An 11,728-nucleotide genomic window follows, 5' to 3' on the forward strand; every position below is an offset into this window, starting at 1 on the left:
CCGCGCTCCTCCCACCCGCCCGCGCGCCACGGCGCCCGAAGTTTTACGTATAACGTCGCGCGTCATACGTACCATGAGCGCTGTCCGCAGTCCACCACGCCAGCCCACCGCCCCGCACACCCAGCGACCCACCACCCACCAGGAGACGTCCGTGGCCGCACCTCACACCGACACCACGGCCCCCCGCCCCACCAGCCGCGACGTCGCCCGCGCCGCCGGAGTCTCCCAAGCCACCGTCTCCCTCGTCCTCGGCGACAAATGGCACGGCCGCGTCGCCGAACGCACCGCCGACCGCGTCCGCGCCGCCGCCAAAGACCTCGGCTACCGCCCCAACCTCGCCGCCCGCAACCTCCGCCTCGGCCGCACCCGCACCGCCCTCCTCGTCGTCCCCGCCCTCACCAACGAATTCTTCGCCCGCCTCCACACCGGCGCCGCCCGCATCGCCGCCAAAGACGGCTTCAGCGTCGTCCTCTACCCCTCCCCCGAAGGCGTCGGCCCCAGCGGCCCCACCACCCACACCCCCCGCGTCAACGACCCCTTCGACTCCGCCCGCGCCGCCCTCGACGGCGTCCTCGCCTCCTCCATGGCCTCCGACGCCCTCGCCACCCTCCGCGGCGACGCCCTCCCCCTCGTCATGCTCGACAGCGACCCCGCCCACAGCCTCGGCGCCGCCACCGTCAACCTCGACATCGCCGACGGCATGCGCCAAGTCGCCGCCCACCTCCTCACCCTCGGCCACCGCGACCTGCTCCACCTCACCGCCGACATCGACTCCTGGACCTTCGACGTACGCCGCGCCGCCCTCGCCACCGCCCTCCGCGGCACCAGCGCCACCCACCGCACCATCAAGGCCCCCCTCACCGTCGACGACGCCCGCACCGCCACCGAAGCCGCCCTCACCACCCCAGGCCCCCGCCCCACCGCACTCATCTGCGACGACGACGTCCTCGCCGCGGGCGCCTGCAAAGCCGCCCGCCGCCTCGGCCTCCACGTCCCCCAAGACCTCAGCGTCACCGGCTTCGACGACCTCACCCTCGCCACCGCCGTCGAACCCGAACTCACCACCGTCCGCCTCCCCGCCGAAGACTTCGGCGAACAAGGCATGGCCACCCTCCTCGCCGTCCTCGCCGGCCGCACCCCCGAGCCCACCCCCCTGCCCGTCCAGCTCATCGTCCGCGGCTCCACAGCACAAAGCCCCGCACCCCGGCGCTGAACACGCCGAAGCACGGGGCACACCCCACGACTCCCGGACTACTCCCCGGACGAACCCTCCGCCGAACCGCCACCCGGCTCGGCGTCCGAACCGGCGCCCGCATCGGCGTCCGACTCCCCGCCCGCAGACTCCTCCGCAGACTCCTCCGCCACGGACTGCCCAGCCAGCAACCGCTCCAGCTGACCACCCACGATCCGCTTGAACTTCCGCTGCTGCGGACGCGTCCGGTCAAGCGCCGCCACCTCAAGGCGCTCCGCCGGAATCTCCCGCTCACTGCCGTTCGTATCCCGCGAAAGCGACTGCACCGCCAGCTTCAAAGCCTCCGCCAGCGTCATCCCATCACGATGCCGCTGATCCAAATACGAACTGATCTGCTCCGCATTACCCCCGACCGCGACCGAACCGTGCTCATCCACGATCGACCCGTCATGCGGCAAACGGTAGATCTGATCCCCATCCGGAGTCGCACCGACCTCCGCGACAACCAACTCCACCTCATACGGCTTCTCCGCGTTACTGGAGAAAATCGTGCCCAACGTCTGCGCGTACACGTTCGCCAGACCGCGCGCCGTCACATCGTCACGGTCATACGTATACCCCCGCAGATCCGCATAACGGACACCAGCGATACGGAGATTCTCGTACTCGTTGTACTTACCAGCCGCCGCGAAACCGATCCGGTCATAGATCTCGCTGAACTTGTGCAGCGCACGGGACGGGTTCTCACCGACGAACACAATGCCATCGGCGTACTGCAGCACGACCAGACTGCGACCCCGAGCGATGCCCTTACGGGCATACTCCGCCCGGTCGGCCATGGCCTGCTGGGGTGAGACATAGAACGGCGTCGACACCGGCTATCCGTCCCTTTCTATCAAGACTTCACAACAACAACGGAGCACACGAAGCAGACTTCAGAGCAACGCGGCCCGCGGACCGTCCGGCTGCTCAAGACGCCGCTCCAGGATCGAGCGCGCGATCGCCGACGTCTCCTCCTCCGACAGCCTCCGGAACCCCTCATCAGAGATCACCGTCACGATCGGATAGATCCGCCGCGCCACATCAGGACCACCCGTCGCCGAGTCGTCGTCCGCGGCGTCATACAACGCCTGCACGACCAGCGTCGTCGCCTGCTCCTCCGTCAGGTCGTCGCGGTACAGCTTCTTCATCGAACCCCGCGCGAACACCGAACCGGAACCCGTCGCCGCGAAGCCCTGCTCCTCGCTCCGGCCACCCGTCACGTCGTACGAGAAGATCCGGCCCTTCGCGCGGTCCACGTCATACCCCGCGAACAGCGGCACCACGGCCAGGCCCTGCATCGCCATGCCCAGGTTGCTCCGGATCATCGTCGAGAGCCGGTTGGCCTTGCCCTCCAGGGAGAGCGTCGTCCCCTCGACCTTCTCGAAGTGCTCCAACTCCAGCTGGAACAGCTTCACCATCTCCACGGCCAGACCCGCCGTACCGGCGATGCCCACCGCGGAGTGCTCGTCCGCCGGGAAGACCTTCTCGATGTCCCGCTGCGCGATCACATTGCCCATCGTCGCCCGGCGGTCACCGGCGAGCACCACGCCCCCGGGGAACGTCGTCGCCACGATGGTGGTGCCGTGCGGCGCCTCGATCACGCCTTGCACCGGCGGCAACTGCCGCTTGCCGGGCAGCAGTTCCGGCTGGTGCGCGGAGAGGAAGTCCACGAAGGAGGACGACCCCGGGGTCAGGAAGGCAGCCGGTAGACGCCCGGTGCTACGAGTGTTGGCTTCCACGGGTTTCCTTCCAGGTAGCTAATGGCCCGACGGAGAGCGTCGGGATCGTCTCCCAACTTGCCGATGGCCGAATTGCAGTTGAAGCACAGTACGCCACGGACCCTACCCGTCTCATGGCAGTGATCCACATGCACGGGCGGAGCCTTGAGACAGATCACGCAGAGCCACTTCTGCTCGGCGATCATCTCGTCGCGCTGGGCTTCGGTGAGGCCGTACTGGCGCTTGAGATGGCCAGCACGCCCCTGGGCCGCCTTGCATGGCTTGCAGAGCGTAGCCAGGCCATCCGAAGCGCTGCTGTTTCGATCCCATTCGGCATGCGGTTTGATCTCGCCGCAGGTGCGACAGAACTTGTGCCCTTCAGGAGTTTCCACCTTCGGCCGGACGTTCTTGCCGCGAGCGAGCTGGCGCGCCTGGTGATAAGCAGCGGCGCACTCGCGGCAATAGACCTGACGGCCGTCCTTCATGGATCTGTTACTGGCGAACGCCTCACGCGGCTTCCGCTCCTCGCATCGCGGGCACCGCTTTGATTCACTCACCTGAACCCCCAGCCAGCCTCAGATTCGAAGGTAAAGTGACCTCACTCCCCGCCCTTCTGAACGAAGGAGCGCACGAAGTCCTCTGCGTTCTCCTCTAGGACATCGTCAATTTCGTCAAGTACCGAATCGACGTCGTCGCTCAGCTTCTCCTGGCGTTCCTTGAGGTCTTCCGAAGCCTGCGCGTCCTGGGTCTGCTCCTCGACCTCCTCGGTGGAGCGCGTCGCCTTCTGCTGTCCGCCGCCGGTGTCCTTGGTCGCCATCTACCTCACCCCGCTCGGTTAGACGTTCTTGATCAGACCCTACAATCCGGGTCCGACATCGGCCCCGCACTTCGTGGAACGTGCGGGGCCCACCTGTGTGATTCCCCGGCCGTCGGGCTTTCAGCCGCGATTCAGCCGCCGGAGAGGACCCTGACCAGATCCTCCGCCGTGCGGCACCGGTCGAGCAGTTCCTTGACGTGATTACGCGTTCCGCGAAGCGGCTCCAGGGTCGGGACCCGCTGGAGGGAGTCCCGGCCGGGCAGGTCGAAGATCACCGAGTCCCAGGAGGCGGCCGCGACGTCGTCCGCGTACTGCTCCAGGCAGCGGCCCCGGAAGTAGGCCCGGGTGTCCTCGGGGGGCTTGGTGCGGGCGCGCTCGACGTCGGTCTCGTCGACGAGCCGCTTCATCTTGCCGCGCGCCACGAGGCGGTTGTAGAGGCCCTTCTCGGCGCGTACGTCGGCGTACTGGAGGTCGACGAGGTGCAGCCGGGCGGCGTCCCAGTCGAGGCCGTCGCGGCGGCGGTAGCCCTCCATGAGTTCTCGTTTGGCGACCCAGTCGAGCTCTCCGGAGAGGCTCATGGGGTCGTTCTCGAGGCGGTTGAGGACGTCTTCCCAGCGGGTGAGGACGTCCTTGGTCTGGGCGTCGGCGTCGGCTCCGTAGCGCTCTTCCACGTACTTGCGGGCCAGCTCGAAGTACTCCATCTGGAGTTGTACGGCGGTGAGTGTGCGGCCGCTGCGGAGCGTGATCAGGCGTTGGAGCGTCGGGTCGTGGGAGACGTGGTGGAGGGTGCGGACGGGCTGGTCGACGGCGAGGTCCACGGCGATGAAGCCGTCCTCGATCATGGCGAGGACCAGGGAGGTGGTGCCGAGCTTCAGGTAGGTGGAGATCTCCGAGAGGTTGGCGTCGCCGATGATCACGTGGAGGCGGCGGTACTTCTCGGCGTCGGCGTGGGGCTCGTCGCGGGTGTTGATGATGGGCCGTTTGAGGGTGGTCTCCAGGCCGACCTCGACTTCGAAGTAGTCGGCGCGCTGGCTGATCTGGAAGCCGTGTTCGTGGCCGTCCTGGCCGATGCCGACGCGGCCCGCGCCGGTGACGACCTGGCGGGAGACGAAGAACGGGGTGAGGTGGCGCACGATGTCCGAGAAGGGGGTCTCCCGCTTCATCAGGTAGTTCTCGTGCGTGCCGTAGGAGGCGCCCTTGTTGTCGGTGTTGTTCTTGTAGAGGTGGATCGGCTGGGCGCCGGGCAGCTGGGCGGCCCGTTCGGCGGCCTCGGCCATGATGCGTTCGCCGGCCTTGTCCCAGAGGACGGCGTCGCGGGGGTTGGTGACCTCTGGGGCGCTGTATTCGGGGTGTGCGTGGTCGACGTAGAGGCGTGCCCCGTTGGTGAGGATGACGTTGGCGAGGCCGATGTCCTCGTCGGTGAGCTGGCTGGCGTCGGCGGCTTCGCGGGCGAGGTCGAAGCCCCGTGCGTCCCGCAGCGGGTTCTCCTCCTCGAAGTCCCAGCGGGCGCGTCGCGCCCGGTGCATCGCCGCGGCGTAGGCGTTGACGATCTGGGACGAGGTGAGCATGGCATTGGCGTTGGGGTGGCCGGGGACGGAGATTCCGTACTCCGTCTCGATGCCCATTACTCGCCGTACGGTCATGCGGCCCTCCTTGCCCGGCTGCGTCCTCGGTCGGGGGCGCAGCTCAAGTACCGCTGGTGCTCCGGTGCGTGTGCGGTGCCCGTCCCCGCACTGCGCGACTCGGCGGTACGGAAGAGCCTAGAACGCCTCTGCGCTGGTGGGGAGATCATTTTCTGCTTTGCTCTCGCTGGGTTGGTGACGCGGCTGCGAGGTGTCCGCGTGCGGCGGAAAACAGTCGGCTGCGGGTACCCGTGGAGGGCACCCGCAGCCGCCCTTTTGCCTAGAGGTACTGACCGGTGTTGGCCACCGTGTCGATGGAGCGTCCGGTGTCGGCGCCTTGCTTTCCGGTGACGAGGGTGCGGATGTATACGATCCGTTCGCCCTTCTTTCCGGAGATGCGGGCCCAGTCGTCCGGGTTGGTGGTGTTGGGCAGGTCTTCGTTCTCCTTGAACTCGTCGATGCAAGCCTGGAGGAGGTGGGCGACCCTGAGGCCCTTTTGGTTCATTTCGAGGAAGGCCTTGATGGCCATCTTCTTGGCGCGGCCGACGATGTTTTCGATCATGGCGCCGGAGTTGAAGTCCTTGAAGTAGAGGACTTCCTTGTCGCCGTTGGCGTAGGTGACTTCGAGGAAGCGGTTTTCCTCGGATTCGGCGTACATCTGCTCGACGACGGACTGGATCATCGCCTGCACTGTGGCGCTCTTGTCGCTGCCGTGTTCGGCGAGGTCGTCGCCGTGGAGCGGGAGGCGTTCGGTGAGGTACTTGGCGAAGATGTCCTTGGCCGCTTCGGCGTCGGGGCGCTCGATCTTGATCTTCACGTCGAGTCGGCCGGGGCGCAGGATGGCGGGGTCGATCATGTCTTCGCGGTTGGAGGCGCCGATGACGATGACGTTCTCCAGGCCTTCCACGCCGTCGATCTCGGCGAGCAGCTGGGGGACGATGGTGTTTTCCACGTCGGAGCTGACGCCGCTGCCGCGGGTGCGGAAGAGGGATTCCATCTCGTCGAAGAAGACGATGACGGGGGTGCCTTCGCTGGCCTTTTCGCGGGCGCGTTGGAAGACGAGGCGGATGTGGCGTTCGGTTTCGCCTACGTATTTGTTGAGGAGTTCGGGGCCCTTGATGTTCAGGAAGTAGCTCTTGCCCGCGGGTTGCCCTGTGACTTCGGCGACCTTTTTGGCGAGGGAGTTGGCGACGGCTTTGGCGATGAGTGTCTTGCCGCAGCCGGGGGGGCCGTAGAGCAGGACGCCCTTGGGCGGCCTGAGTTCGTGCTCTTTGAAGAGGTCTGGGTAGAGGTAGGGGAGCTCGACCGCGTCGCGGATCATCTCGATCTGGCCGCCGAGGCCGCCGATCTTGTCGTAGCTGATGTCCGGGACTTCTTCGAGGACGAGTTCTTCGACCTCGCTCTTCGGTACGACTTCGTAGACGTAGCCGGAGCGGGGTTCGAGCAGGAGGGCGTCTCCGGGGCGGATGGTGACGTCCAGGAGTGGCTCGGCGAGCCTGACTACCCGTTCTTCGTCGGTGTGTCCGAGCACGAGGGCTCGTTCGCCGTCCTCGAGGATTTCCTTGAGGGTGACGATGTCTCCGACGCGCTCGTACTCCATGGCTTCGACCACGTTGAGCGCTTCGTTGAGCATGACTTCCTGGCCGCGCCTGAGGTCGTCGAGTTCGACGCTTGGGCTGACGTTCACCCGGAGTTTGCGGCCGCCGGTGAAGATGTCGGCGGTGCCGTCCTCGTTCGCCGTGAGGAAGACTCCGAAGCCGGCCGGGGGCTGTGCGAGCCGGTCGACTTCCTCTTTGAGGGCCACGATCTGGTCGCGGGCCTCGCGGAGGGTGTTCGCGAGGCGTTCGTTCTGTGCGGATACGCCTGCCAGGTTGGTCTGCAGCTCGACGATCCGCTCTTCGAGAATCCTCGTATGACGCGGAGAGTCGGCGAGCTTGCGTCGCAGGACGGCGATTTCCTGCTCGAGATAGGCAACCTGACCGGCTGGGTCTTCAGACCCTCGCCCCGGCCGGATGCCGCGGTTGATGTCGTCGTCGTGGGCTGCCACGGTCCTCACCTCCTCCAAGGGGAGCTGGACGCTTCCTGACCCTACCTGGGTGGGTGCTGATTGAAACCCCTAGATCACAAAGACGGTGGGGGTGTGTCCGATCTTCACCCTTGCGCTCTCCCTCACGCCAGGGGGATACCCACCGAACAAGATTGGAAAGCTGCCGGTTGTAGGGTCGAACTGTTCAACACCCGCCAGGGGTGGCCGGACTTGCGGCACTTTCCGGCCGGGTCTGGCGCAGTTTCGGCAGGAGAGATGACCGTGGGGCACGACGTTCGGACTGTCGGTGAGGGGCAGGATCCGCTTGAGGTGTGGATCGATCAGGATCTGTGTACGGGGGACGGGATCTGTGCCCAGTACGCGCCTGAGGTCTTCGAGCTGGACATTGACGGTCTGGCGTATGTGAAGGGCGCGGACGACGAGCTGTTGCAGGCTCCGGGGGCGTCGACGCGGGTTCCGCTTCCGCTGTTGCGGGATGTGGTGGACTCGGCGAAGGAGTGTCCGGGCGACTGTATTCATGTACGTCGAGTTTCGGACAAGGTCGAAGTCTATGGACCCGACGCAGAGTGACCGAATAGTTTCGCTGTGTTAGCGAGTGGGGCTCGTTTCCGTCGTCTGAGGCGGGTGCGGGCCCTTCTTGCTGTCCCGTTGCTGTCCTCTTGCTGTCGTCTTGCCGTCGGGCTGTCGTCGTGTCGGTGGTGGCGCTCGGGGCGGGCGGGTCGCGCGGGTTCGTGCGGGGGTGTCAGACGCTGCGTGACTCGGCGTTTGTCGAGCGGGTGAACGCGCCGTTCTTCCACTGCCACTTGGCTTCGTCGCGCTGGTCGGGGCAGCAGCGCGGCACCTTGGGTGTGGAGTAGCCGAGGAGGGTGGCGGTGACGGTGGTGCCGCTGATGCCGAGGGCGGGGACGGTGTGGCCGTCCTTGGGGTCGACGAGGGTGGCGACGACGCGGGGGGTGCCGTGGCGGCCGCGGGTGAGGACGTAGACGCCGTCGGGCGGGGTGCCGGAGCCGGCCTGGCAGTGGACGGCGGCGACGGTTTCGGGGCGGCCGTCGCCGTCGAGGTCGCCGGTGGCCTTGCGGGCGACGACGGAGTCGACGGGGCCGCAGTCGAGGGGGTAGTCGACGGCCTTGGGGTCGGGGGCGGGGGCGGCCTTGGGTTCCGGTTTGGGGTCCGTCTGGGCGGCCGTGGCGTCGTCGGGCTGGAGGAAGGCGGCGGTCGCGACGACGGCGGCCAGGGCGGCCGCGGTGGCGATCCAGTGGAGGGGGCGGGTGGCCCACGGCCGGTTCGCCGTGGGCGCCGGTTCCGGGACGGCGGGGTGCTGCACGAGGAGTGTCTCCTGTGAGGGCTGTGCCGGTGGAGGTGGGGTGGCCAGCATCGTGCCATACGTCGCGGGAGGGCGGAACACCGGGGGTGCCGGGTGGTGACGTGCCGTCAAAAAAGCGGGGGCGGGGGGGGGGGGGGGGGGTGGGGGGGGGGGGGGGGGGGGGGGGGGGGGGGGGGGGGGGGGGGGGTGGGGAGGTCCCCCAACAACAACAACCCCCCCCCCTCCCTTTTTTTTTTTTTCCCCCCCCCCCCCCCCCCCCCCCCCCCCGCTGCGTTGGTGAGGTGCCGTGACCTGGGGTCTTGGCGGGTGTGTGGCCGTTAGCTGGGGTTGCCGCCGTCGGCGTTGGGGCCGGTGTAGTCGTCGCCGTAGGCGCCCTTGGCGGGGCGGCGGCGGCGCATGGGCGGCTCGACGCCGTCCGCGAGGCGGCGGGCGGTGAGCAGGAAGCCGGTGTGCCCGATCATGCGGTGGTCGGGGCGGACGGCGAGGCCTTCGATGTGCCAGTTGCGGATCATCGATTCCCAGGCGGTCGGCTCGTTGAAGCCGCCGAGTTCACGGATGGACTCGACGGTGCGGGCCAGCTGCGTGGTGGTGGCGACGTACGCGCACAGGATGCCGCCGGGCACGAGGGCCTTGGAGACGGCTTCCAGGCACTCCCAGGGGGCGAGCATGTCGAGGATGACGCGGTCGACCTCGGTGTCGGACAGGTTGTCCTGGAGGTCGCCGACGGTGAGCTGCCAGGCGGGGTGGGGGCCGCCGAAGTAGCGCTCCACGTTCTGCTGGGCGATCTCGGCGAAGTCCTCGCGGCGCTCGTAGGAGTGCAGCATGCCCTGGTCGCCGACGGCGCGCAGGAGGAAGGAGCTGAGCGAGCCGGAGCCCACGCCCGCCTCGACGACGCGGGCGCCGGGGAAGATGTCGGCGAAGGCCAGGATCTGCCCCGCGTCCTTGGGGTAGACCACGGCGGCGCCGCGGGGCATGGACAGGACGTAGTCGGGGAGCAGGGGGCGCAGCGCGAGGTACGCGACGTTCCCCGTGGTGCGGACAACACTGCCCTCGGGTGCGCCGATCAGCTCGTCGTGCGGGAAGGAACCCTTGTGGGTGTGGAAGTTCTTCCCGGCTTCGAGCGTGAACGTGTAGTGGCGTCCCTTGGGGTCGGTGAGCTGGACCTGGTCCCCGACCTTGAAGGGCCCGCGACGGCGGGCGGCACCGGTCGGTTCGGACATGTGACCAGCCTACCGGCCGTGGGGAGTGCCGCCGACCATGCGGGGCGCGGGGTGTCAGCTGGGGCGGGCCATGGCCTTGACGAAGGCGCGCTCGACGTCGGCGGCGGACAGGACGCCGTAGATCTCGCCGGAGGTCTCGATGACGAGGTATTCGGTGGCGGGCGTGGCGCGCAGGCGGTCGAGGAGTTCCTCGCCCGCGAGGTCGGCGGGGACGCGCATGCCGTCGGTGATGTCCTGGGCGAGGCCGCTGACGGTGACCCAGGGGCGGCGGTGTTCGGGGACGCCGACGATGGCGGCTTCGCGGACGACGGAGAGGGGGTCGCCGTCGGTGTCGACGACGACGAGGGCGCGGGCTCCGGCGGCGTTGGCGCGGCGCAGGGCCTCGGACAGCGGGGTGTCGGTCTCGACGGGGACGGCGCGGCGGGTGAGGGTGCGGGCGCGCAGTTCGGGCAGGTGTTCGCGCAGGCGGGCCATGCGGAGGCTGTTGCCGGCGCCGGTCCAGATGATGGCGGCGAGGATGGCGGCGAGCAGGGCGTCCAGGACGGTGTCCATGCCGCCGATGTCCTGGGAGTCGCCGCCGAGGGCGCCGGACTGGTTGAGCAGGGGCAGGCCGATGAGGACGGAGATGGCGAGGGCGCGGCCGACCCAGGCGGCGGCGATGGTGCCGCTCATGGGTTTGCCGGTGATCTTCCAGACGACGGCGCGGAGCATGCGGCCGCCGTCGAGGGGCAGGCCGGGCAGCAGGTTGAAGGCGGCGACGATGAGGTTGGAGATCATCAGTCCGGCGAGCAGGACGCCGGGGACGGTGTCGGGTTCGACGGCGCGCATGGACGCGTAGAAGACGCCCGCGAGGACCAGGGAGAGCAGGGGGCCGACGAAGGCGAGGACGAATTCGCGGCCGGGGGTCTCGGATTCCTTCTCGATCTCGCTGACGCCGCCGAAGAACTGGAGCTGGATGCGGCGCACCGGGAGTTTGAAGCGGAGGGCGGCGACGGTGTGGGCGAGTTCGTGGACGAGTACGGAGGCGTAGAAGGCGACGGCGAAGAAGAGGGAGACCAGGTAGCGGGCGCCGCCGAGCTCGGGCAGGACGCGGTCGAGCTGGCCGCCGAAGACCCAGGTGATGAGGGCGGCGACGAGGAACCAGCTGGGGGCGACGTATACGGGTACGCCGAAGGGGCGGCCCATGAGCAGTCCGCCGCCGGGGTTCTTGGGCTCGTCCTTGGCGGGGCCGCGGTCGGGGGTGCGGGGCGCGGCGTTTCGGGGGGCTGGGGGGCGGGGCTTGGTGAGGGGCACGCGGGTGTCGTCGCGGTCGGGGGTGCGGGGGGTGGGCGTGGCCGGGGGTGTCGGGGTGGTGGGGGCCGGGCCGGGGTCAGGGGTGGCGGCTTCGGGGGGCGTGGCTGCCGGTGGGGTGGCTGCGGGCGGGGTGGCTGCGGGGGGCGTGATTGCGGCGGGGGCGGCGCGCGGGGCTTCGTCGCGCTTCCCGTTCTCGGTGCCGGTGTCAGTCCGGGGGGGCCGGGCGGCCTGGTCGGCCCGGTCGGCTCGGTCAGGCCGGTCCGTCCCGTCAGGCTGGTCCGTCCCGTCAGGCCGGTCGGCCCGGTCCGTCCGGTCGGCCCGGTCCGCCTGGGCCGTCCCGTCCGCCTGGGCCATCCCGTCCGCCTGGGCCATCCCGTCCGCCTGGGCCATCCCGTCCGCCTGGGCCATCCCGTCCGCCTGGGCCATCCCGTCCGCCTGGGCCATCCCGTCCGC

Annotated in this window: 11 protein-coding genes; 2 read left to right on the top strand and 9 right to left on the bottom strand. The window is 68.8% G+C overall.

From position 1 onward, the window contains the following. The first annotated feature begins 151 nt into the window (after window positions 1-151). Window positions 152-1,213, top strand: a complete 1,062-nt coding sequence (locus AC07A4_RS24615; RefSeq protein ID WP_478602242.1) for a LacI family DNA-binding transcriptional regulator — start codon at window positions 152-154, stop codon at window positions 1,211-1,213. 38 nt (window positions 1,214-1,251) lie between these two features. Here the strand turns inward: AC07A4_RS24615 and prcA are convergent, their stop codons facing one another. The 6 genes from prcA to arc all read right to left on the bottom strand — a co-directional run bounded on the left by prcA (window position 1,252) and on the right by arc (window position 7,438). Next, window positions 1,252-2,067, bottom strand: coding sequence for a proteasome subunit alpha (gene prcA / locus AC07A4_RS24620; protein ID WP_478602244.1), 816 nt, complete (start codon window positions 2,065-2,067; stop codon window positions 1,252-1,254). A 60-nt stretch (window positions 2,068-2,127) separates the two neighbouring features. After that, window positions 2,128-2,973 carry a proteasome subunit beta gene (gene prcB / locus AC07A4_RS24625; protein ID WP_478602246.1) on the bottom strand — a complete coding sequence of 282 codons (846 nt, stop codon included), beginning with the start codon at window positions 2,971-2,973 and terminating at the stop codon, window positions 2,128-2,130. After that, the gene (locus AC07A4_RS24630) at window positions 2,925-3,437 is read right to left on the bottom strand and encodes an endonuclease VII domain-containing protein (RefSeq protein ID WP_478602248.1); all 513 of its coding nucleotides are present in this window, start codon (window positions 3,435-3,437) and stop codon (window positions 2,925-2,927) included. Before AC07A4_RS24630 ends, prcB begins: the two co-directional genes overlap by 49 nt. 113 nt (window positions 3,438-3,550) lie before the next feature. Further along, on the bottom strand, window positions 3,551-3,769 hold the full coding sequence (locus AC07A4_RS24635; RefSeq protein WP_006350198.1) for a ubiquitin-like protein Pup: 219 nt from the start codon (window positions 3,767-3,769) through the stop codon (window positions 3,551-3,553). A gap of 131 nt (window positions 3,770-3,900) precedes the next feature. After that, window positions 3,901-5,412 carry a depupylase/deamidase Dop gene (gene dop, locus AC07A4_RS24640; protein WP_478602251.1) on the bottom strand — a complete coding sequence of 504 codons (1,512 nt, stop codon included), beginning with the start codon at window positions 5,410-5,412 and terminating at the stop codon, window positions 3,901-3,903. Between the two features lie 259 nt (window positions 5,413-5,671). After that, on the bottom strand, window positions 5,672-7,438 hold the full coding sequence (arc, locus tag AC07A4_RS24645; protein ID WP_478602253.1) for a proteasome ATPase: 1,767 nt from the start codon (window positions 7,436-7,438) through the stop codon (window positions 5,672-5,674). 255 nt (window positions 7,439-7,693) lie between these two features. On the opposite strand from arc, the gene AC07A4_RS24650 reads away from it, so the two are divergent. Beyond that, entirely contained in the window at window positions 7,694-8,008 is a 315-nt protein-coding gene (locus AC07A4_RS24650; RefSeq protein WP_478602255.1) for a ferredoxin, read from the top strand. 172 nt (window positions 8,009-8,180) lie between these two features. Here AC07A4_RS24650 and AC07A4_RS24655 read toward each other — a convergent pair whose 3' ends face one another. The 3 genes from AC07A4_RS24655 to AC07A4_RS24665 form a co-directional block, all read right to left on the bottom strand. After that, entirely contained in the window at window positions 8,181-8,762 is a 582-nt protein-coding gene (locus AC07A4_RS24655) for a hypothetical protein (protein ID WP_478602257.1), read from the bottom strand. Window positions 8,763-9,079: 317 nt separating this feature from the next. Beyond that, window positions 9,080-9,982: a tRNA (adenine-N1)-methyltransferase gene (locus AC07A4_RS24660; RefSeq protein ID WP_478602259.1), complete on the bottom strand. Its 903-nt coding sequence runs from the start codon at window positions 9,980-9,982 to the stop codon at window positions 9,080-9,082. A gap of 54 nt (window positions 9,983-10,036) precedes the next feature. Further along, window positions 10,037-11,719 (bottom strand): site-2 protease family protein, encoded by a 1,683-nt coding sequence (locus AC07A4_RS24665; RefSeq protein ID WP_478602458.1) that lies wholly within the window; start codon window positions 11,717-11,719, stop codon window positions 10,037-10,039. Between the last annotated feature and the right edge of the window lie 9 nt (window positions 11,720-11,728).

It is taken from the genome of Streptomyces sp. NPDC043996 (assembly GCF_056435225.1).

Coding starts and splice junctions, on each gene's coding strand:
- AC07A4_RS24650 (WP_478602255.1), top strand. CDS start 7,694: ATGACCGTGGGGCACGACGTTCGGACTGTCGGTGAGGGGCAGGATCCG.
- AC07A4_RS24630 (WP_478602248.1), bottom strand. CDS start 3,437: ATGAAGGACGGCCGTCAGGTCTATTGCCGCGAGTGCGCCGCTGCTTAT.
- AC07A4_RS24665 (WP_478602458.1), bottom strand. CDS start 11,719: ATGGCCCAGGCGGACGGGATGGCCCAGGCGGACGGGATGGCCCAGGCG.
- AC07A4_RS24635 (WP_006350198.1), bottom strand. CDS start 3,769: ATGGCGACCAAGGACACCGGCGGCGGACAGCAGAAGGCGACGCGCTCC.
- dop (WP_478602251.1), bottom strand. CDS start 5,412: ATGACCGTACGGCGAGTAATGGGCATCGAGACGGAGTACGGAATCTCC.
- AC07A4_RS24660 (WP_478602259.1), bottom strand. CDS start 9,982: ATGTCCGAACCGACCGGTGCCGCCCGCCGTCGCGGGCCCTTCAAGGTC.